Genomic DNA, 23376 nt, shown 5'->3' with positions numbered 1-23376 from the left:
TCTCCTTTAATCTAAAGTTCTGTATGGGAATACATATCGGCACATTCAAAAAAAACATTAATTTCTGGAATGGATTTCACTAAATCCGAGGTGGAACGATAAAACCGTCCCGGGTGGGTTCGATTCCCATGCACTTCCGCCATTCTTTTTCGTAAAATAAAATACTTATAAGAAAAGATGGCACCAAAAACTCTACCAAAACTCTACCAAACCCCGACTCTATTCCCGATCATAAAGCTTGAGATGTCCCTGGACCGATACTTAAAATCAAGTTTTTAATAATGTGTTATATGGATGCATGGACAGAAAGCATGACCTATATAAACCTCAAAATATTGAGGTCTGATTTAGATTTCAAAAACGAGGTTTTTTAATAATAATAGTCCGCCCCTTTAACGGACATTCCGCACCCATGGAAAAGAGATTTAAATCAAATAAACTCAGACTTTGAACAAAAACAGATCAATTTCAAAATTAATTAGACAAACGTATGAAAGTAGTTCATAATAATCTGGATACTTATTCTTTTAATGAAAAGGCCAGATTATCTATGCACACAATGGACACAAAAGTCAAACAGGTAGATGTTCTTCCTCTGGTTAAGCATTACATAACTGAGCTGAGATTGCATGAACTTTTTGATAAATATGTACCCAATAAGAACCGTTGTGAAATCAATCCCGCTCAAGTGCTATGCATGATGCTAATGAACATTGTAGTTGCGCCAAAACCGCTATACAAAGTGGATGAATGGTTGATTGAACATATAGATGGCAAAGCAGAAAACATGGTGAATGCGGACAAATATAATGATGATCGTTTGGGGCGCTGCCTTGATGCTCTGTTTAGAGCAGATCGTCAAAGCTTGATGTCAGAGACATCAGTATCAGCTATAAAAGTTCATAATTTGATAACAACACGAATCCACAACGATTCTACTACAGTAAGCTTTGCAGGTGCATATAAAAATCAAAGCCCAGCAGCGATACAACTGAACTTCGGTCATAACAAAGATCATCGCCCAGACTACAAGCAGATTGTATTTGGACTAAATATCACAGAGGATGGACATGTTCCGATAAGTTATCAAGTATTCAATGGAAACCAAGCAGATGTTAATACCCACATATTCAACTGGGATAGTTTACGCAAATTTTTAGCAAATGAGGAATTTTATTATATAGCCGACTCAAAACTCTGTAGTGAAGATAACATGCATCATATCGAAAAAAACAATGGCAAGTTCATCACAATTATGCCAAAAAACCGTAAAGAAGTCAGTGCATTTTATGACCGACTCCGACAAGGCGAAAATATCGAATGGCAACCTGCATATTTTACAAAGTATAGTCGCAAAAAAGGAGCATTGATAACCTATCAGACTTATTCTGAGGAGAGAAGTTGGGAAGGTTATCATTTGGTTTGGGTACATTCGAGCAGTAAGGAAAAACAAGACTGCAAAACCCGAAAAAGGCGGATTATTAAGGCAGAAGAAAATTTGAAGGCCTTATTACCCGGGCTCAACAAATATTATTTAAAGACCAAGGAACAAATCGAAAAAGCAACAAGGAAAGCATTCAAAGGAGCCGGAGATTTTATTAAAGTTGAAATAATAGAAGAGAAAACAACCCAAAAAGTTAAAATTGGTCCAGGTCGAATAGGCCCAAATACTAAATATGAAGACAGTGAAAAAGTTACCTACGACATCAAGTGCTCTCGTGATAAAGAAGCAATTGAGCGAGCATCAAAAATCGATGGGATATTCCCGCTGATTACAAATGCAACTCTACCGGCAGCAGAAATTTTAAAAATCTATAAGACGCAGCCTTTTTTGGAAAAGCGTTTTTATACAAAGAAATCGGTCTTGGAAGTCGCTCCTGTGTTTTTGAAAAAAAATGAGCGTATTGAAGCGATGATGTTTCTCTACTTTATTGCATTGATGATCGTGAGCTTGATTGAAAGGAACATTCGCCAACAGATGGCAGAAGAGCAGATTGAAAGTCTTCCAATTTTACCGTCAAGGATGAAAACAAAGACACCGACCTGGAATAATATTCGCTATTTCTTTCGTAATGTTCACTTGGCTCTAATCACAAAAGATGAGAGGGTTTTACAATCTACGGTTAAGGGAGTAACAAAAACACATCATCTGTTACTGAAACTATTGAAAGTTCCATTCAGCGTGTATGAAAATCTGCAAGATGGCTGGTGGAACTTTGAATTTTCATAATAAGCATGGTGAATTGGTAGGCTCATGAAAAAAACCACGGAGTTAAATTAGGAATTTTGTTACCAAAGAGTGCGGAATGTCCGCTTTAAAGCCAGCATCGTGGGAGAAAAATTATGGACAAAATCCGCACCATCGCAGAATGGATATCCGGTAATTTTTATCTCCAATTATGTTAATGGAGATTTGATTTTTTTGACTTTACTTCCGGCTATATATTGTAATTTCAAATCTGAAACTGAAAAAACTGCCCATACTATATCTTGTACCAAGACGAATATAATAAAACCCGGACTGGTGAAAGAAGCGCTCTGTAAATTGGGGGTTTTGACTCCTGAGCAATTATATCATTAAACACTATGGCATTCCTCATTTGGCTCAAGGATATCATTCGAATACATAATTATTTTGATCATCAACATGTATGCAAATCTTCATAACTTTTGGTTTCAACGAAATCAAATTGCTTTTGGCATTTCAGGTTATTACTTTCCCTGGGCATCTTCCAGGGCGATTTCAAGCAGAGCCACTCCTGTTTCAGATATGCCCAGTATATCCGCTTCTTTTGAGCCGATAATAAATGTCAGGTCCTGGTCAGGATCATTTCCTTCCATTTTATTACAAACCATATTTACCAGTCTGACAATGGTCAGGAGCATGTCAGAAGAATCATATTCATCGCTATGGTGCTCCTTTGCAATACAGCAGTACTGGATTGGCAGATGCCACTTGGTTAACAACTCATACCCCTGCTGGGTGTGGAGGCCGTCCAGGATTTTATCCACAAGATTCGGGGTGGGAATGAATCCTGCAATCTTTGTGGCAAACATTTTTTCCAGGGCTGAAAGGAGACACAGCTTTCCCATGTCATGGAGCAGGCCGGAAATAAAGGCTTTGGGAATCAAATCTTCCATTTTAAGATACCGGGCTGTCCACAGGGTTCCCATGGCACAGGCAACAGAATGATTCCACAGTCGCTTCTGGAATCCCTTGATCATGGGATTAACAGATGAAAAATTCTGTTTGTGGATCACCCGCATAACAATATTAATCAGTTCATTCTGACCCAATCTTACCAGGGCTTCCCGGATCGTTTCCACCTCACCCAGTCCTGTGTAAAAGGGTGAGTTGGCAATCTTTAAAATTTCACTGGTCAGGGTCGGATCTGTCCGGATAAGTTTTTTTACAGTATCAAAATCAGGATCATTTTTTATGACTTCATTTTGAAGTTTAATGGCCTGGGGGCTTAATACAGGGAAAGAATTCTCACTGGCAATATACTGCTGAACGATATCTATTATTTTGAGTTCCTTGTTCATCTAACTACACTCCTAACAACCGATTTATTTCCGGGACCGATCTTGGCAATATTAACCGTGGCACGCACCTGAAAATTTCATCCAGGGTGGTTATTCCGACAACTGCTTTGGACACTGCATCCTCCATTAATGTGACAAGATTTGTGGTATCAATACTTATTTTCCTAATTTCATAACTGGACTTATGGTTGATAATTGCTTCCCTGACATACTCGTTGAGAACCAGCATTTCAAAGACAGGTATCCTGCCCTTATATCCGGTGTAATTGCAGGCCTTGCATCCCGTGCCTTTCATGAATTTATACTGGGCGATATCCTGGGGAGTATACCCCAGAAGCTTAAGTTCCAGGGAAGAGGGTTTATAGGACTGTCCGCAATGCACACACACTTTTCGCAATAGCCTCTGGGACAAGATGCATACCACGGTTGATGAGATCAAAAACGCTTCTATATCCATATTCATCAACCGGATAAGCCCACTGATACTGTCTTCAGTATGAAATGAGGTTAGAACCTTATGCCCGGTAAGGGCGGCATGGACAGCCACATCAGCTGAATAATTGTCCCTGATTTCACCGATCACGATGACATCCGGGTCCTGGCGCACCACATGGCGCAGGGTCTCTTCATAGGTCAGATTGATATGGGGGTCAATGGAACACTGGGTGATGCCCTCCATCACATATTCCACAGGATCTTCCGCAGTGATAATGCTCAATTCCGGTTTTTTAATATGATTGATACAAGAGTACAGGGTGGTTGTTTTTCCGGATCCTGTGGGGCCGGTAATAATCAGTACACCGCTGGGCACACTCAGAACATCCCGCAGGTAGCGCTCCAGCATTTTGGGCTGCATGCCAATGTCCTCAATGTGAATGATCTGCTCAATCCGGTTCAGAACTCTCAGTACAATTTTTTCACCAAATATAGCCACATAGATTGAAACCCGAAGATCATAGGTATTCCCTCGGTCCTCAAAAGACATTCGGCCATCCTGGTGACGTCTTTTTTCGGCGATATTTGCCTTGCTCATCACCTTTATCCGTGCCGTAACCATGGCGATGACATCCCGGGGAAACTCCTTGTAGATTACCAGAATACCGTCTATTCTGAATTTCACCTGGAGTTTGTCCTTCATGGGCTCCATATGGATATCGCTGGCCTCCCGCTTAATGGCAGCACTGATGATGGTGTTCACGATACCGATGGCGGTATTTTCATCAATCACAGGTCGGGATTTTGTTTTTCCCTCTACCAATTGATCCAGATATTTTTCAATGGCGCCTGGGGAGGAAATAGCAATAATCAAGCTGTCTCCGTACAATTTCCTGGCACTGTTAATGGATGCCTTGTCAAAGGGATCGGCAAATGCCACAACCACTTTATCCTCTTTGTTGCGCACAGGCAAAAAATGATTGGACCGACACCATTGTATGGGTGCCTGGTTGAGAAGTTCCATATCAAGGTCTTCAACCGAAAGATTGACATAGGGAAATCCCAGCTGGACGGATAAAGCATCGAGAAAATCGTCTTCGCTCATGAATTGATGTTCAATGATAATCTGGCCAAGCTGCTTTTTGATGTCGGTTTTTTGAATATCCAGGGCAGAATGAAGTCTTTCCGGAGTAAGATACCCGAATTCCAGCAGAATATCCCCGATTTTAAGGGAGAGGTGGTTAGATCGAAAAACTTCTTTGAGCTGTTCGGAAGTTGCGTATTTAAGATCTTTGACAACATCAACAATCGTTTTTCCAGGGGGCAGCTTGGATTTTACCCGCTGGGCAGTCTTTGCCTTTTCAGGGCTTAAAACACCAGTCTTTACAAATGCCGCTAATATTTGATCTGATACCTGATCTCCAGTATCCTTATTTTGCATACAAATCCCTTTTATTCCTGAATTTCCCTATTTCGACGTCTACTTTGAAACCAAATAGATATATGATATTTCAACATGTTTATCAACCATTCAAAGCAATGCCTTTCAAAACGGAGGCAATACCACCTTGGTAAATAGGGCAGATAAAGCATTATTCCTTGCAAAATGAGGTGGGCGCAGTCAAGTTTTTTCTATTTAGTAATAATATTACTGCTTTCAAAACGGGCTCAATAATAACAATATATTCAATGTCATAAAGTTAAGATCGCTTCATAGGGAGTTCAATAAGACTTTGATTTTATTACTTTTTATGGTATAATATGCAAATACTATTGGAGAATCTAACATCATAAAATAAGGAGAAAAAATGTCAAAAAAATTAAAAGAAAAAACAATGTTTGGCATGGGACATGCATTTCAAGACATGTGCCGAGTTGATCGAATTTCTTAAAAAAATTCTCTATTCTCAAGATTTTGTTAATCGACACAAAAGATCTCCAAAAGACTTTATACGCAAACGACTGCTCACCTTTCAAATACTTTTTCTTTATTTCATAAACTTGCCGAAAGGATCATATCAAGATGAGTTAGACCATTTTTTTAAGGCCTTGTTTAAATTAGATGTCGCTGTTGCAGTGGTCTCCAAAATGGCATTATGTCTTGCACGTAAGAAGCTTGAATATTCTGCTTTTGTTGAATTGAACCAGCACCTATCCGAATTTTTCTACAAACATTTCAAAAGTGTCAAAACATGGCACGGATTCAATCTTTTCGGGATAGATGGTTCGACTCTCAAATTATTTAAATATAACGATATAAGAGATCATTTTGGTGTGATGCAACCAAATAAGGGCTCCGAGGTTCCTATGGCACGCGTATCACAAATGTTTGATGTTCTAAATAGAATATCTGTTGATGCTATTATCAGCCCCTACCATGTCGGTGAAAGAGAATTATTACACCAACACATGCTTAATTTGATGCCAAACGATTTGTTACTCTTGGATCGGGGATATCCTGCATATTGGATTTTTAATCTGATAATATCGCGTGGTGGAAATTTTTGTGCCAGGATTTCCAAACAATGGAAAATAGTACAAAGCTTTATCGAATCGGGATCAAACGAAACTATTGTAAATCTACATGCTTCGAATCAATCAAAAAAAGAATGCCTGGAGATGGGGCTTGATATATTGCCTTTACGCTTACGTCTCATCCGTGTTGAGCTTGAAACCGGCCAAATTGAAGTTCTTATCACATCACTAACCGATGAAAAAAAATTTCCGCAAGAAATATTCAAAGATTTATACCATCTACGCTGGCCGGTAGAAGTTGATTATTTATTTATGAAGGAGCGCATTCAAGTCGGAAACTTCTCAGGGGAATCTTCACTATCGGTTTATCAAGATTTCCATTCGAAGGTCTTCACTAAAAATCTTATTTGGGTTCTTGCTTCACCAGCCCAAGAAGCTCTTAAACAAACAAGGGAAGAGGACAAGCAGGAACAACAATTAAATATGACTCAAGCCATTTCAAAGTCCAAAGATACGCTATTTTTACTTTTCAAAAGACCTGCTGAAAAAATAGCGCAGTTAATTCAACAAATTTATGCGGTTTTCATATATGCGACTGAACCCATCCGGCCAGGACGGAAATTCGAACGAAACCACAAGGTGAACAAGCGCGAGCATTACATGAATTATAAACCTTGCCGTTAAGTTTATGACATTGACAATATATTGTGTGGAAAAATCAAGTAAATTGTGTGGAACTTGTGAAGTTAAACCATTTTTGGAGATTTCAAAAAGAAAGTATTTTTATGGGGTTTCGGCTGGAAATTAACGGCGTGAACTGGTGTTTTAAAGACTCAGTCCAGATCAAATTTGGACACCCCCACATATGGTATAGAGGTTTTTTTTCAGCTTTGAGATTTCGATTCAATTATATAAACCATGAGCATCATGCCCGGCCATTCTTCCAGAGTGTTTTTTATATAAAAAACATACTTGCCGGTCATCTATTTGCCCTCCAGGGCGCATACTCGAAGGCAACACCCTTGCTAAAACAATTCTGCATAATGTCCGGAGTATTTAATGGTGATCGATACAAGCGATCCTGTGTAAAAAACTTAAGGGGTCTTGCTCATGATCTTTTAAACTTTTTACTGAGCGAGGGCATTTTGATCTGGAAATTGGGAAAAAGAACCGATCTTTTCATTTCCCTTTATATCTCATTTTTTAATGTATGACCGACATCAAAAATATCGCTACAGGAAGGGCAAATAAAAAGCCATTTAGTAACCTTTCCTTTTTTTTAAGCATAGAATGAAAACCATCCTTATATCCACAAGATGGACAAACTTTAAATTCATCTTCCATTGTTACATTAATAATTTTGTAATCCACGGGATACCCCTTTTAAAAATTTCAATATTATGGAATTTAACTATTCCCAGTTTACCCATGTACTTTGCCTTTCCATATCTCCCATTCGCTGCTGGATAAATCAGGGAAGAAATCAAGTCCGGTAATAGCCTCAATAAGATTAACCGATATCAAATAGTTTTGGATGTCACCATGCTTTTTTATCTGATGTGTGAAAAAGAATGCCAGGACAGTTGGTTTCCCATTAGTTTCAGTAACGACAATCTTAAAAAACATCGGGGGAACTTCAACACCATTTCCAACTGGTGTCATATGATCCCTGAAAGGATAAGAGCTATTAGAATTATGTTCAGTCCCAAAGATAGACACAACACTATTTTATATATTTTTATTTTCCCCGCTTTTTTCCTTTCGGTCTTCTCAAAGGCTTGAGTGATCGTGTTAATTCCCATTGATTACACCTCCTGTCGCAGTTTGCACCCACCAGAGATTATACTTCGGGTTATAAGACCTCCTACTCTTTCATGATTGACCAGAGATATCGGTTTTTACTCTGTAGATCATACGAACTCCAATCCGAGGATCTCACCCAGCTTTCCCGACGCTCCCCTGAAATCCGTCTTTCAAATTTTCGCCTTTCTGACATTCCCTGATCAATGTTCAGTTTTCTGCGATTTATATTGCTTCTGGAGTCAATACCGGACCTTGGTATGTTCATATGGACCACCGCCTTAATTGCATTTAGAAATAAAAAATATGTACAATTTTTATTAGGACCGAAAAATAAGTTACAAAACAATAAACAGTGAGAATGAGGCTGATTTACGAATTTTATTGATAATAGATATCTGCACATCTGAGCGATGTCAATCAGGGAAACCCTTAATTTTGATTAAACTTGCCTGTTATTTTTAGAGTCTACCCGGCAGCTTCGCTACCCCAACCATCCCCACAATCAGTCCATCAAAAGTCTAATTCACTTTCCGACTTGTGTTCTTCAACGTTATCTACAAAATATGAAATGGTTTTATCATTATTTATATTGAAACTATAATAATGGTATTCATCATCGTTGCTGATATCATAGTCTACATAGACGCTTTCTGACCCATTATAAAAACGTATGGAAGGCTGTATGCCAGTACTACCTAACCTGGACAAGCCAGAACCAAAAAGGTTTCATTTAATAATAAGCGAATGTATAATGAATATCCAATAAGAAGAATTTGGTCAAGACCCGTTCCGGTCTGATCACCTTGCAATCGCTGATTTGATCATTTTAACAAACTCTACCCTCATTTCATTTGAACAGCAAAACTCTCTCGCTTCGCTCCCTCAAACAGTTGCTGTTCTATCATTCCATTCGGCAAGAGTTTGTAAAAAATGATCAAAAATACGCTCTTTACAAGGCAATCACACCTCCACTGGAAACCGTGCCTAACCCAAAGGAGGTCAAGTATGCTTTTTACAGAAAGATACTCCAAACAAATATCTGGTGTTTTACATTGTTACGATCGTGTCATTATTCAAGGTACTGTTCCCGGAATATGTTACGCAAAAGGCATGACCAGTTATCTTTATTCAAATAAAGTTAGAATTTTTGATTACCCAAAATTTGCCGAACCTTTCAAAGAAGAACTCCGAAATAATGCTGAAAAAGTTGCTTTAAATAATGAAATCCAGATTCAATTTCTTCCAAAGAGAAAAATTCGGAAAGAAAAAATAATAAAAGATATCATCAAAAAAAGAGGTGATCATCCCGGTCTTGTTCATATTATTTCGGCCATGGAAGCATGTCCTTCCTACAAACCTTGGCACAATAAAAAAACTGGCAAAACATATCTGAAATCAATTTTGGGGAAATGTTTGCATTATTATTTTTATTTTATTGATGAGAATTTGGGCCTTTGTTATGTCAGGGTTCCTACATGGTGTCCGTTTCGATTACAAATTTATTTTAATGGCCATAATGTCCTTGATGCTGCTATGAAACGAAAAGGCATTCAAAGTGTAATAAGGGACAATGCAATCATGAAAACTGAATCCTTTGAAGCTGCTCAAAAAATCAGCGATGCTCTAAATATTGTTCAAATACATGAAAAGCTAAATGAACTTGCAAACCGTTATTGTCCGGTTATCAAACATTTTCCTATGGGTTATCATTGGAGCATCATGCAGGTTGAATATGCGACCGATATTATTTTCAAACGTCAAGAAGATTTGAAACTAATTTATGAAAATTTAACCCGTACTGCTATTCATTCAGTCAAACCTGAAAACATCGCTACTTTTCTTGGCCGAAAACTCGATCCACAATATCAGGATGAAATGGGCAATAATTTTTCTACAAGGATAGAGGGGACATGCATCAAATTTAGAATGGGGTCCACCTCAATAAAAATGTATGATAAACACGGTATCATTCTCAGGATAGAAACAACGACCAATGATGTCTCTTTTTTTAGGCACTACCGAAAGGTAGAACATCGAGATGGAACAAGCTCCATGAAACTTACAGGTATGAAAAAAGGACTATACAGTTTGGGGCCTTTAACCGGCATATTATTGAATGCAAACAAACGTTTTTTAAAATTCATTTCAGATATAGTTGATCCGAGTGTTGGTATAAAAAAACTTAAAAAAATCTCAGAGACCGTTGTTCAAAACAACCGGCCATTCAAGGGGTTTAACTTTTTCAACGAAGATGACATGAACGTATTGCAAACAATAATGTCCGGTGAGTTTACAATCAGTGGCTTCCAGAATAAAAATCTCCGTAGTAAGCTTAAAAACTACTCCAGCAGTCAAGTATCAAGAACCTTAAAAAGATTGCATACACACGGTATGATCAAAAAAGTTGCCCACACTTATAAATACTATTTGACTCGTTTTGGAAGTCAAGTAATTACCATGGGGATGAAAGTTAAAACAATGGTTATAATCCCTGAATTGTCAAAGGCTTATGAGCCATTTGCATAATTCTTTTGCCAAAAAAACACGAATATAAGAGATAAGAAACTAAACCGTCATGAAACCACATTCCAGCGAAACGACCGCCAATATTTGACTGTGTTGTGCTTGCAGCATCCTCTGAACCTAAGGATAACCATGTATTCTGCCATGGATTAGCTGAATAATTACCTTTAAACCATGCACCAACACTAAGCCCTTCTTTAAGTTCGAATCTTTCATATGAGGTTAAACCACTTTGATGGCTACTATCACCATCAGGATCTAATGCTTTGCTATTTCCAATCCCTTCACCTGCAATGATTTTGGGAGCAGGGCTTCCCCATGATTTCCAGAGGCTTTCATTGATACCATCTTCCCAATTTTCCTCAAAAAGAGTTGCAGCAATGGAAACTTCGAAAAAAACAAAAATTAACCCTAAAGCTAACATACCCAAAAGAATTTTCTTTAACCTCATCTTATCTCCTTGTCAGTGGCTATGAGTTCCCTGTTTTTTATGGATTATGGAAAAAATGTTATCACTATTTAATTATTATATTCACCTGTCAAATTTTACAGGTAAATTCATTTCATGCAGACAAAAATTGAGTTCACATCTCTAAAACGCCCATACTACAGGCAATAGCAACTGCATGGGTTCTGTTTGTGGCATTTAGTTTTTTAATGATGTTGTTAATGTGAAAATTTACTGTTCGTTCACTAATATTTAGAATTACTGATATTTCCCAAGAAGTCTTTCCCAATTTAAGCCATTTTAAAGTCTCAAGCTCTCTATCTGTCAAAATTGTTTTCAGGTGAAGTAAGTTTCTTTTTTGTGGGTTCAGGCATCGATTATATGCTTCGTTAAGATGTGGAATTAAAATTGATAAAATCGTTTTTGTTCGATCACCCTTATCCAAAAAGGTATTTGCAAAAGAAAATGAAGAAGCCGTTCCAAGGTTTGTATTTATCACACCATGTGTGTACCCATCAATTATTTCATTGTCTTTTAGAATAGGCAAAAGTCCTTGGTTTTGATATTTTTTGAAACATTCTTTCCAATTCTGAACTTCAAACGTTTTAATATATTCTTTTGCAACTGGATCATCTATATGCATGTTTAGTTCCAAATAAGACTCGAGAAGGCCATTAGGAAAATTCACATCAAGATATTCAATCTGGGGATTTTTTGTGAGAGCCATTAGCTCTTTTAGATCTGCATAAAAGCAGTAAGCATAATCGAATAAGAATAAATAATCTAAATCAGGTATTAACTTTTTAAGCTCATTTATTCTTGTGATTTTAATTGCTCTATTACAAATTTCAATTAAGTTCAGGGTGTCTTGTCTTGAAAGAGATGTGTCATTGTATGCCAATTTTGATTCCATTGTTTTTATCAACCCATATAAAGATATCTGAAGTTTCACCAAAATCAAAGTGTAACGATCATGCAACCATGCGTAGCAGCATGTCAATGAAATATTTTTTCAAGGCTTTGGGGTGACTATGGCAAACAGTATCAAAATTCTCACTCAATGCGGCTTTGGCTATGATATGTCTATGGTCTGAGAAAACAAAGCTGTTCCGACCTCTTACCTTATGTCGACGTTCCGGGATATTTTCAAGACACGCACCATAAATCCAAACAATAGTGGCAGCCATCATTGAGAAATGAATGTTACAGCTGGGATGTCATGGATGCTACCTGGCTAACATGAACGTGGAGGGCAGCTATAATATTTTCTTTACTTGAGATATCTACCATATTATAACTTCACCAAATCTTGAACATTTGCCCATGATAATTGTAAAAAGGCTGAGTTGAATTGTTGGACGAAGCCGCTACGCGGAGACAGCAAGCCCCACCTTTTTTAAAAATCAACATATTGTAACTTTACCTTCTTATAGTAATATACCGGGAAAGGCGATGCCAACGCATCCGCCATTGACCAGTTACTTCAAAAAAGGAGGTTTACAATGAACACCAGCATGCCCAATGATCCACAAGTCAAAGAGTATTACCGCAATCATCTCCAGTACTTAAAACTGGCAGGCCTGCAACCCAAGACCATCGAGGCCTACTCACGGGCGATCAGGCGGATCGGCAACTATTTCGACTGCCGGGTCGAGAACCTGACCACAGACCAACTCCTTGATTATTTCACCGACCTGCTCGCATGTCGTTCCTGGAGTGCTGTCAAGCTCGACCTTTATGGTCTGAAGTTCTTTTACACCAGAGTGCTGAGCAAGACCTGGGAAGACATCCCCCTAATTAAACCGCCAAAGGCCACCAGGATTCCGGATATTCTTTCTGTTGCACAACTCCAACAACTGGTCTATGCCACGCGCCAATTGAGTTATAGGGTTTTCTTTTTTACCTCCTATTCCCTAGGCTTGCGTCTTGGAGAAGGGATCCAGTTGAAGGCCGGCGATATCGATTCTACCAATATGCGAGTCCACATCCGTGACGCCAAGGGGAACAAGGACAGGTTGGTCCCCCTGCCGGAGAAAACTTTACGGATTTTGAAGGCTTTCTGGTCTGTCCATCGGCACCCAGAGTTCCTTTTTCCGAACCGGAAGCGGGGTCTGAAAAATGCACATCTGGTTAATACACCCTTGGACAGAGGCGGCATTCAGAGCGCCATGAAGGCTGTGGTCAGGCAACTCGGCATCAAAAAAAAATTTCATGCCACTCCCTGCGCCACAGTTATGCCACCCATATGCTGGAATCCAGCGTAGATCTGGTCGAACTCCAGCAGATTCTGGGACATGTCAGCATCCTGACCACCTCCAGGTATACCCACCTGACGACCGTCACCAGGAACAACGCCCTTCGGGCCGTCAACTCCTTGACCGACACCTTCGATATTACCTGGGGAGGTGTCAAATGATTCTGATTTCCACAATAATCAACAATTTCAAGCATGGCTTTCTGGAGCAATACAAAGATTCAATCCTGCCCAGTCACCAAAAGGCCCTTTGGGCTATGGAGCAGTGCAGGCAGACGCATGGCCCGCACATGCTGGTACAATGCACCGATCATGACTGCGGCGAAAGAAAATATATTCCCCACTCCTGTGGTCACAGAAACTGCCCCCATTGCCAGAACCATGAAAACCAGCAGTGGATCGAAAATCAACTGGACAAGCAACTCCCGGCCGAATACTACCGGGTCACCTTCACCCTCCCAAAGCAACTTCGGGCCTTGGCATGGAGGCACCAGAAAATCGTCTATTCCCTGATGTTTGATTGTGTTCAGGAAACCTTAAAAACCTTCACCCGGAACGACAAAAAACTTGGCGGAACAGCCGGGTTCACCGCCATACTCCACACGCATTCACGAGAGCTCAATCATCATCCTCATATTCATGTCGTCATGCCCGCGGCAAGCATCAACATTCTGACCGGTTTATGGAAAAAAAAGACCGGATACCTCTTCAACGAAAGGGCCATGGCAAAGGTCTTCCGGGCAAAGATGCTGGAAGCTCTGGTCGATCAGGGCCTGAAACTGCCCGGGGATTGTCCCCAAAAGTGGATTGCTCATTGCAAAAGCGTCGGCAACGGCGACAAGGCCATCATCTACCTTGGAAGATATCTTTACCGAGGAGTCATTCAGGAAAAGGACATCCTGCGATGCGAAGACGGCATGGTGACCTTCCGCTACCTGCCCGCAAAGTCCAAAAAGTACAAAACACGGACCGTGACCGGAGAAAATTTTCTTTATCTGCTCATGTACCATGTCCTGCCCAAGGGTTTTCACAAAGTCCGGTGTTATGGATTCCTTCATCCCTGCAGCAAGAAACTCATTAAATTCCTCCAGGTGGTACTGCGGTTCAATCCGCTCCGCATGCTTGCTGGCAGACAGAAAAAACGCCCCGCAATCACCTGTCCCATTTGTGGAGCAAAGATGGAAATCATCCAAACACAAATTATCCTGCCGCTGCTCGCCTGACCGGCATGAACGATCCGAAAGGAGGTGTTGACTAATCCAAACTCCGCACATCACTATGCGTGAAACAAAACCGGTTCTCCCGGCAACGCATACCTGCGCGCAAAAAACAGCCTTTTTTGCTTCAAACGGCCTCTATAATCTGATGAATCTATTTCAAAGATCAATTTTTCGAAAAAAGAACCGGTCCTGCCCCACATCCGCCTGATCCGGCGACCCTGCCTCGAAAAAGATCAAAAAGCTATTTTCTATATATGGTGTGACCGGGCTTGTCCAACAAACGGTTCAGATTGTGGCTCGCTCCGCTTACACAATCTAACCTTATTCGTTAGAGTTGAATAAGTATATTGATAAAAATGATGCTATAAAAATACTCGATGTAACTTCACACTGCCTTCAAGTTAAAGATTTAGATACTTTTAAGAACCTTGTATATAATTTGCAGGACTTTTTCCCCCATACCAATTCATTTTGCACATTCGTGAACTTGAAAGAATTGGCAATATCAAATAATCCAGCTATTGAGATGGTTGATATAAATTATCCAACTGGTCTATTGGATTACTATTTTGAAATGGGATACAATGCGAATGATCCGGTGATAAAAGAGTTGATGAGTTCTCTAACTATCCAGAATTGGAATCTTGCTTTTAAGAAAAATGGGGTATCTTATCCTGATTGGATTATTGATGGCAATATAGGAAACGGCTATAGTTCCGTAACTATAGAACCAAATTTTTTAACAGCAGCAACATTCTCTTTCAGTGGAGTATCATCTCATTACCAAAAGAGAACCGAAGCAATAATCACTTATTTGACACCACATTTATCCGAAGCATTGAAAAGAAGTCTTGGAATTGAAACAGTAAATAATATTCGTTTGAAATCCATTCTTACAAATCGAGAAATTGAAGTGCTCAACTGGCTAAAACAAGGAAAATCATCCTGGGATATATCTGTAATCCTCAATATCAGTGAACGAACAGCAAATTTTCATGCAAATAATATTGTGAAAAAGCTAAATGTATCAAATAGGACTCATGCCGTAGCTATTGCTTACAATCTTGGAATTGTTCAGTTAGACTAAATTTAGTGGTAATCTAAACCCTTCCTAACAAGCGTTCTTTAATAATCATTAAAACCTGTAAAAACTGACAGGTTCTTTATACTCCTTATTGTGCTAATGGTTGAGGAGGTATCTTAATCCGAACCTTTTAATTCTGATAGTACTAAAAATATCGGTCAAACAGGATAATATGCATTCTTAGTTTGATAGGTTCTATTTATTATATTGATAATTAAAAACAATAACTGAAAGGAGTAATTTATGTTCTCTCTCAAAAAAGTCACAATTTTATTGTTTTTTTTATGTATGCTCAACCTTGTATTCAACGCCAATAAAAATAGCGCAGTATTCCTATGACCGAAAAACTGACTTATAAACAATTAGAGAAAAGAATTTTGGAATTAGAGCAATCAGAATATGAGCATAAAAAAGCTGAGAAGGCTTTGCAGGAGAGCGAAGCAAAGTTCAAGGGACTCGTCGAGTTTTCCAGTGACTGGATATGGGAAGTAGACGAAAACGCCACCTATACTTATAGCAGCCCACAGGTGGAGGCCATGCTGGGATACAAACCGGAAAAGATTATTGGTTTAACCCCTTTCGATTTGATACCACCAGAAGAGGCCAAAAAAATCTCAAAATTCTTCATGAATATAATAAAAAAAGGAACCTCATTTGCCGAATTGGAGAATGTTAACCGACACAAAGATGGTCGACTTATTGTTCTTGAAACGAATGGAGTCCCGATTTGTAACAAAGCAGGGAAGGTAATAGGCTATCGAGGGATTGATCGAAATATAACTGAGCGAAAATGGGCACAAAAGGGACGAGAAAAACTGCTAAAAGCACTTCAGAAATCAGTTGAGAATGTTAAAACATTAAATGTGTTACTCCCGATTTGCGCATGCTGTAAAAAAATCCGGGATGATAAAGGCCACTGGAACCAGATAGAAGAATACATCGAAAAATATTCCCATGCAAAATTCAGTCACGGCTTGTGTCCTGAATGCTCAGATGAACTTTATGGAAAACAAGATTGGTTTATAAAGGCAAAAAAGAAAAGATTGGTGAATAAGTCATAAATGGTTTAATCCTTGCTCTTTTATTTTTAATAAGCTCGAAAACTATATAATTGTTTCTTAACAAAAGTAAGAGTTTCCCAAATTGACAAACAAAAACAGATTCTCTAAGGGACAATTATAATAAATAATCAAAGGAGAATATTGATTATATGAATGATTTTTTACATAGACCTCGTAAAGGCAAAATTCGTAGATTTCATTCTAATAATTGCCAAAGGCCACCTTTACAAAATCAGAGCAGGAAGCAGATATCAACCAGACTTCGAGTCGCAGTTGAAAACCTGTGCAGTTTTATAGAAACCCTGGCAAAAAATCAGGAATATTTGATCAATAAGCAGAAAAAAACTGTTGATATGATGGAATGTAAGATTGTTGGTGTTAAAAAGGTATTGGATCAACTGAACATTTATCCAAAACAGTCAACATCTCAAAAATAACTGAAAGTCATTATCCAACTACTAAAAAAAGCTGACATAATTATCGAAAAACCTGTTGAAAAATTCACATTAGCCAAATCGCCTACACAGAAAACTCCCGGGCATGGACAAGATAAAGTTGATCTCCAATTATAAATTCATGAGAAATTTTAAAATTTGATTTCACCTTTTTCAATATAGTTTAATTGTACTACCGAAAACTTATTTGTTTTACACCACTATCTTGGACTTGTTAATTCAAAACTAATTCCGGTAGAACTTAAGTCTTTGGCGGATGGAATTCTTGTTCATGAAGCATCCCCAAAACAATCTGATTTGTGAAGTAAATTTCACAATATTTTTACCTATTAAAAAAACACGGGTTTTCCGTGAAAATAGGGGTTTATACCTATTGACTTGATATCTTTTTCTTGCTATCCAATCGTTAAATTGTATTGACATTCGTTTTCTTTTGGCCACCTTCTGTGGCACAAGTCAAGTGTTGTAACTTTTTCGATTTGAGTTCCGATTGTGTTAAAATTCTACTGCCTGTTTCAAATTTTCACATCATAATTTTGGTGGCAATATATTTGTTTAATTAATTATCAACACATATCTTGCCTGATTTATTTAAGAGAAAAGGAGAACCTTATGCCGATTATTTTAGTCGAAAGCCACTATCCATTGCACAAAAACAATGAAGTATTAACTGCTTGGTTAAGGGCAAATGAAAAATACCTAAAGCCAGAAGATTTTTTGACTACTTTGATTGATACGGCGGTTAGCAGCGATAAAGAAGGTTTAAAAGTTTTATCAGCCCATTTGACTAAACCCGGTAAATATGAAGAGGCATCTGCATATTTACGCAAATTTATGACTGAATTTTATAATATTGAAGGATTTGTTTATGAATTTAAAAACTGGTCAACAATTGAAGAGGCTATGCAGACAATAGGAGCAGATCTGCCTGAACGTTAGCCAAATAAGTAAAAATTATAGAGAGCAGATTATCACCTTTTTTTAATTGAGAGTGATAATTGCCCCAATAAAATATAATAAAATTTGGGGAAATTTGCTTGCACGGAGATCATAGCACATTTTCCGATCTGGCAGGCTCCTTAACTGCTGGCGGTGGATCAGGCGGCCAGGGCGGACCTGTTTATGATTCTGATTCTGTTCCGGGTGGTACTGGTGGAAGTGGCGATATTCTCGGAAACAATGGTTTCAGTAATCAGGGTTGCAACGGCGGGTCTGGAGGAGACCGTATTATTATTGAAACAGAAAGCGGCGGCAACGGTGGAAATGGTTGGTGTGGCGATGAAGCTTCCCATGGCGTAAGCGGCGCAAATGGTTACGGTTTGATCCGTTGGTAAAAAAACAACCCTTGATGAGAGGTATTAATGGAACGGGTTTTGTTTATAGCTGTTCCTAAAATAACAAAATCTCTATATGGATAAATCATATCAGTGTTCAAATATAAAAGCAGGGTCAGAAATGGCTCTGCTTTTTTTGTTTTTACTTTTCATTTTCTCTGATTTTAAATTACATTATATGAGCCACAGTTGTTGCTGACATGAATTCTACTACTATAATTTTTATAATATATACTTGAGTTTTCGAAAAAAAAATATTGACAAATACAAATGATATTTTATTTGTCATGCACACAATAGTATTTTTTCGTCTTGATGCCGATCAAGAGTGACTAATTGATTGTTTTTCTTCCTTTTTCTTGTAATATTTTTTCCTTCAACTGCTAACCACGTTGGAATAAAATTCTTATCCTGCTGAATTTTACCTAATATTGCCTTCAGATTTTCGTATTGTGCTTGACGGACTATTGAGGGAATCGTTAATGATTCCTTCGACAATTTCCCAGCAGTGCCTTGCTTGTAATTTTCAAAATGTAGGAGGGAGTCAATCCAGGACACCAGGCATAACGCTGTTGCTACACCTTGTTCACTCCTGATAGTGGCTCCCTCCATATCGGTAAGCTGTTTGGCATTCCTGAAAAATTCTTCAATAACCCATCTGTTGCTGTAAGTAAAGATAATCTTGGTGGCTTCCCAGGTAACTTCATTGGTAAGAAGATATTTCGTGGTTTTCTTGGCAGGATCTTTGCTCTCAATAAGGCGATGTTTGCCCGGAATCGAATTTAAACGAACAGTATCAGTTTTCGTATGGTAAAGGACTTTTGCTTTTTTCCCGGATTTATTATCTGCATCAAACCCACATGCGATAACAGACGTAATGTCTCTAAAATATTCTGGCAAGCTTATTAACTCAGTTTGATTTTTTGCCTTTCTTCCAGATGGAGTAAGCTTGGTATTCTTGCAGGGGACTTTGATTTTGTAACTACGTTTCACTTCAATAACATAACTGAGACAAAGTTTTTTAAGTCCGGTAATAAATGGTTCAATGCCGAACCATGAATCTGCTAATACAATACATTTAGGTAAACCAATTTTTAGAGCCCATTCAAGCATTTCCAGGGCAAGATCATATTTTGCTTTGCATTCTTTAGGTTTCCCACGTTGCCAGGACATGCAGTCTGTATCTTTATGGTAAATTCGATAAGTTATTGGAAATTTAATAAAACCACCGTCACTGTAATATAAAAAAACAATACAGGTGGCCTTGAGGTTAGTTTTAGCGGCATGGTCAAATAATACAAAGACTCCATGAATCCATTTGCAAAAATTAGTATGATGCTTCATTGTATCGTCAATACAATAGTATCCACCAGTCAACTTATACATTTTTTGAAGCTGGGCTACATAAAGAATTTCCATTTCAGGGATATAAAATTTAGCATCGGATAACAAATAGGAAAGGGTACTTACACTCTTTTCCTTCAACCACATACGGCTTATTTCAGTAAGATTGAACTTAGCTCCGAGTACCAATGCCGTCGCTATTAAAGTCAGATTACTAAATTGAATATTTGTAAGAGCTGGCTGTAGAAATGACAAACCGGTGACAATGAACGGGAGACGTTTGGCGCATGGAATTTTCATGGTCATACTTAACTCACAAGAAAAGATTTGATTATAGTACGCCACTTAATCATCTCATATTGCGTTTAGAATGTCTATAGCCATTTTTCGAAAACTCAAGTATATAAAGAACACGGTAGCCAAAGGAGGCTGCTGTTATTTTTTAATAGGGGTATTTGAAAATATTTCACTGATTTTGTCCGGGTGAGGATCGGGTGCCGTTGTTATTTTTTTTAAATCATGGACAATGCCTTTGCCAGTCCAAGGATAAAACAGAATTGTTCCCCCACTTTGCCCGAATCTGGTTCTGATGCTCATGGCTTCCATCTTGATATCTTCCGTTCGGATAAGCTCTTCAACCATTTTGATTCCATCTTCCCGGGCCTGGAGCTCCCAGTCTCCGATATGCCCAAATCCTTAAAAAGTTCTATAGCTTGCTATTTAGCGGGCTTTTGTAGAAAAATTGGTTATGAATAGCATCAGACAAGCCTGATGCTATCCATAACTTTTTTGGCCCTCGGATATGACTCAAAATAATCGGCTATTCAAATCCGGAGCACTTTGTATTATGAGTTTTTCTGTTCTATTTAAAAATCACTACTTGTTTACTGACTCATCATTACCCGCTTGGCTTCCGCTTCTAAATCAATATAGGGCGTACCTTCAACTGTTACGCCTACAAAGTCAAGTATTCCCCCACTAAATTTACTTGGAGTGGGATATAATTCACTCACAGCATCACCACTATCATATCCAACACATAAACCATCACCTGAAAGCGTAAATTTAGCAGGTTGTGTTCTCATTGGTCCTTTTGCAACTAATTTTTCATTTATATAGAGTTGAGTCACACCAATGGATTCCCCATGTTCTCCTGTTTCTTTCCTGATAAATTCCATACCTAAAGTATATTTCCCCGGAGAGAGTTTATCTGGAGATTCAAAAACTTGTTCCGGTTTTATTCCCAAAAAGTTATATACGTAATAGAGCTTATTATTTTTAATAAATAATGAGTGTCCTCCAAAACGTGAACCGTGGGCAAATAAAACACCTGAAGAATTTTTAGTGATTTCTACATTTGCCAATATTTTATAAGAACGGCCTCTTACATTTACAGCATTACCTTCCGGTACCGGTGCTGTGTTAGCATAATAAATATATCTATCTCTTGCCGGTTCTTGGGATGGCCTTTCTATACCAATTATTTCAGCTGCACTTCTGTCATCCAGGGGCAAAACATTATTTTTTTCAGCTTCTACAAACCAAGTATCAATTAATTCTTGTAGTTTTTCAGGGTTTTCTTTAGCCAAATCTTTAGACTCCGATCTGTCTAATGCTACATGGTATAGTTCCCAGTCATCTTTATCAAAGTTTCCTTTGCCTGAGAGTGGGGCATGCACGGCAGCCGCTTTCCAACCCTCTTTCCATATACCTCGTGAACCTAACATAGCAAAATATTGTACTTTTTTTTGTGTTGGATCATTTGGTTTTGCATCAAAACTGTATGCCATAGATACACCGGACAGAGGCTCTTGCTCCACGCCATGATAAACCGCTGGCATTTCTAATCCAACAGCTTCAAGAAGTGTCGGTACGATATCTACAGAATGGTGATATTGATGGCGAATTTCTCCTTTGGCTTTTATCCCTTTTGGCCAAGAAATTACCAAAGGATCATTTGTTCCGCCTGCATATTGTGAATAACGTTTAAACATTTTAAATGGAGCAGAAAAAGCAGATGCCCAACCGGTTGGGAAATGTTCGTATGTTTCCGGTCCACCTAATACATCAAAATATTTCATGTTTTCTGATAACTCATCTGGATAACCATTAAAAAATTTATTTTCATTTACCGAACCATTTGGGCTACCTTCTCCTGAGGCGCCATTATCGGCAGCGTATAAAACAATCGTATTTTCTAATTGACCGCTTTCTTCTAAGTAGTCAATAATCCTGCCAACTTGGGCATCGGTATATTCAGAAAACCCAGCATAAACTTCAGCCATTCTGGCAAACAGCTTTTTTTCATCATCGTTTAATGAATCCCAGGGACGTACATTGTCAACAGCCGCTGCCATATCTTCTCTCATAGGATTCATAGGTGTATTTACGGTACCTTCAGGTAAAATTCCTTTTTCAATCATACGCCCGGTAACCCATTCTCTATATGCATCATAACCCTTATCAAATTTACCCTTATATTTTTCTATGTATTCTTTAGGTGCATGATGGGGTGCGTGATTCGCTCCCGGATTATACCACAAATACCAAGGTTTTGAAGGGTTGGTCGCTTGCTGATCACGTAACATTCCGAGAGCGTGGTCTGCAAGGTCTTTTGAAAGGTGATATCCATCTTCCGGTCCATATTTTTGTTCAATAAAATGATTATCCTCTATTAAATCAGGATACCATTGATTGGTTTCGCCACCAATAAAACCATAAAATCGATCCCATCCCATTTGTAAAGGCCATTGTTTTTTACTGGCTCCAGACGCAACATCTTGTTCGGGTACATTGTGGTTTTTCCCAATCCAAAATGTGCTGTAACCGTTATCTTGTAAAATTTTTGAAAGTGGCGTTACACGTTCTGACATTCTTCCATTGGCACCCGGAAATCCATCAGCTGTCTCAGTAATCGCAGCCATACCATTTAAGTGATGATTTCTACCGGTTTGGATGGTGGAACGGGTGGGCGAACATAAAGCTGTCGTATGGAATTGGGTATAAGTTAAGCCATCCTTGGCAAGTTTGTCCATGGTTGGCATATTAATAGCGCCACCATAAGGCGACCAGGATCCTAAACCAGTATCGTCATACAAAACAAATAAAATGTTTGGAGACCCTTCAGGAGCTTGTTTAGGAGTATAAGCAGTCCAATCAGATTTAGAATCTCGAACATCTAAGCTTATTTTTCCTTTGAATTCTTGTTTGTCCTGGGGACCCTTTGTTGATGTTAAATGCGTACAACCTGAAAAAAATGAAATTAGAAAAACCATGATTAGCAAGTAGATTGAATTGTAAAAATAATTTTTAATTTCCATGCGCATTTCTCCTTTTTGTTTATTCATTATAATTAGGTGATGGTTTACCCTATTCCGAATATTTTTTTTTGCGG

18 protein-coding genes and 1 pseudogene are annotated in these 23376 nt (G+C 38.5%); 10 read left to right on the top strand and 9 right to left on the bottom strand.

The features are described from left to right. Window positions 1-490 precede the first annotated feature (490 nt). Window positions 491-2230, top strand: coding sequence for an IS1634 family transposase (locus ACZ45G_RS02485; RefSeq protein WP_464172804.1), 1740 nt, complete (start codon window positions 491-493; stop codon window positions 2228-2230). 482 nt (window positions 2231-2712) lie between these two features. Here ACZ45G_RS02485 and ACZ45G_RS02480 read toward each other — a convergent pair whose 3' ends face one another. Both ACZ45G_RS02480 and ACZ45G_RS02475 read right to left on the bottom strand, forming a co-directional pair. Beyond that, the gene (locus ACZ45G_RS02480) at window positions 2713-3546 is read right to left on the bottom strand and encodes an HDOD domain-containing protein (protein WP_464175074.1); all 834 of its coding nucleotides are present in this window, start codon (window positions 3544-3546) and stop codon (window positions 2713-2715) included. A 4-nt stretch (window positions 3547-3550) separates the two neighbouring features. Continuing rightward, the gene (locus ACZ45G_RS02475) at window positions 3551-5422 is read right to left on the bottom strand and encodes a GspE/PulE family protein (protein WP_464175073.1); all 1872 of its coding nucleotides are present in this window, start codon (window positions 5420-5422) and stop codon (window positions 3551-3553) included. A 434-nt stretch (window positions 5423-5856) separates the two neighbouring features. Here ACZ45G_RS02475 and ACZ45G_RS02470 point away from each other — a divergent pair, with 434 nt between their 5' ends. Then, a complete protein-coding gene (locus ACZ45G_RS02470) occupies window positions 5857-7140 on the top strand; it encodes an IS4 family transposase (RefSeq protein ID WP_464175072.1) in 1284 nt (427 codons plus the stop codon). Between the two features lie 519 nt (window positions 7141-7659). On the opposite strand, the gene ACZ45G_RS02465 is transcribed toward ACZ45G_RS02470, so the two are convergent. Further along, window positions 7660-7827, bottom strand: coding sequence for a hypothetical protein (locus tag ACZ45G_RS02465; RefSeq protein ID WP_464175071.1), 168 nt, complete (start codon window positions 7825-7827; stop codon window positions 7660-7662). Between the two features lie 51 nt (window positions 7828-7878). Then, complete coding sequence (locus ACZ45G_RS02460; protein WP_464175070.1) at window positions 7879-8118, bottom strand: DNA/RNA non-specific endonuclease; 240 nt, start codon at window positions 8116-8118, stop codon at window positions 7879-7881. Window positions 8119-9264: 1146 nt separating this feature from the next. Here ACZ45G_RS02460 and ACZ45G_RS02455 point away from each other — a divergent pair. Next, complete coding sequence (locus tag ACZ45G_RS02455) at window positions 9265-10785, top strand: MarR family transcriptional regulator (protein ID WP_464175069.1); 1521 nt, start codon at window positions 9265-9267, stop codon at window positions 10783-10785. Here the strand turns inward: ACZ45G_RS02455 and ACZ45G_RS02450 are convergent. Together ACZ45G_RS02450 and ACZ45G_RS02445 are read right to left on the bottom strand one after the other, a co-directional pair. Beyond that, window positions 10742-11233 (bottom strand): hypothetical protein, encoded by a 492-nt coding sequence (locus ACZ45G_RS02450; RefSeq protein WP_464175068.1) that lies wholly within the window; start codon window positions 11231-11233, stop codon window positions 10742-10744. The genes ACZ45G_RS02455 and ACZ45G_RS02450 overlap by 44 nt on opposite strands. 133 nt (window positions 11234-11366) lie before the next feature. Then, entirely contained in the window at window positions 11367-12143 is a 777-nt protein-coding gene (locus ACZ45G_RS02445) for a helix-turn-helix transcriptional regulator (protein ID WP_464175067.1), read from the bottom strand. A 589-nt stretch (window positions 12144-12732) separates the two neighbouring features. Here ACZ45G_RS02445 and ACZ45G_RS02440 point away from each other — a divergent pair. The 7 genes and pseudogenes from ACZ45G_RS02440 to ACZ45G_RS02410 all read left to right on the top strand — a co-directional run bounded on the left by ACZ45G_RS02440 (window position 12733) and on the right by ACZ45G_RS02410 (window position 18603). Continuing rightward, a pseudogene (locus tag ACZ45G_RS02440) lies at window positions 12733-13646 on the top strand (tyrosine-type recombinase/integrase). Next, window positions 13643-14707, top strand: a complete 1065-nt coding sequence (locus tag ACZ45G_RS02435; protein WP_464175066.1) for an IS91 family transposase — start codon at window positions 13643-13645, stop codon at window positions 14705-14707. Before ACZ45G_RS02440 ends, ACZ45G_RS02435 begins: the two are co-directional and overlap by 4 nt. 484 nt (window positions 14708-15191) lie before the next feature. Continuing rightward, the gene (locus ACZ45G_RS02430; protein ID WP_464175065.1) at window positions 15192-15791 is read left to right on the top strand and encodes a helix-turn-helix transcriptional regulator; all 600 of its coding nucleotides are present in this window, start codon (window positions 15192-15194) and stop codon (window positions 15789-15791) included. A gap of 332 nt (window positions 15792-16123) precedes the next feature. Further along, entirely contained in the window at window positions 16124-16849 is a 726-nt protein-coding gene (locus ACZ45G_RS02425; RefSeq protein ID WP_464175064.1) for a PAS domain-containing protein, read from the top strand. A gap of 149 nt (window positions 16850-16998) precedes the next feature. Beyond that, window positions 16999-17286 (top strand): hypothetical protein, encoded by a 288-nt coding sequence (locus ACZ45G_RS02420; protein WP_464175063.1) that lies wholly within the window; start codon window positions 16999-17001, stop codon window positions 17284-17286. Window positions 17287-17916: 630 nt separating this feature from the next. Continuing rightward, window positions 17917-18243 (top strand): hypothetical protein, encoded by a 327-nt coding sequence (locus ACZ45G_RS02415; protein ID WP_464175061.1) that lies wholly within the window; start codon window positions 17917-17919, stop codon window positions 18241-18243. Window positions 18244-18426: 183 nt separating this feature from the next. After that, a complete protein-coding gene (locus ACZ45G_RS02410) occupies window positions 18427-18603 on the top strand; it encodes a hypothetical protein (RefSeq protein WP_464175060.1) in 177 nt (58 codons plus the stop codon). A 320-nt stretch (window positions 18604-18923) separates the two neighbouring features. On the opposite strand, the gene ACZ45G_RS02405 is transcribed toward ACZ45G_RS02410, so the two are convergent. The 3 genes from ACZ45G_RS02405 to ACZ45G_RS02395 form a co-directional block, all read right to left on the bottom strand. Beyond that, complete coding sequence (locus ACZ45G_RS02405; RefSeq protein ID WP_464175059.1) at window positions 18924-20288, bottom strand: transposase; 1365 nt, start codon at window positions 20286-20288, stop codon at window positions 18924-18926. A gap of 129 nt (window positions 20289-20417) precedes the next feature. Then, complete coding sequence (locus ACZ45G_RS02400; protein ID WP_464175058.1) at window positions 20418-20624, bottom strand: hypothetical protein; 207 nt, start codon at window positions 20622-20624, stop codon at window positions 20418-20420. A gap of 242 nt (window positions 20625-20866) precedes the next feature. Further along, the gene (locus ACZ45G_RS02395; RefSeq protein ID WP_464175057.1) at window positions 20867-23302 is read right to left on the bottom strand and encodes an arylsulfatase; all 2436 of its coding nucleotides are present in this window, start codon (window positions 23300-23302) and stop codon (window positions 20867-20869) included. Window positions 23303-23376: the final 74 nt, after the last annotated feature.

The organism is Desulfoconvexum algidum (genome assembly GCF_055382125.1).
Note: the sequence above shows the minus strand (reverse complement) of the source record. Positions and strands in the feature narration are given on the sequence as shown.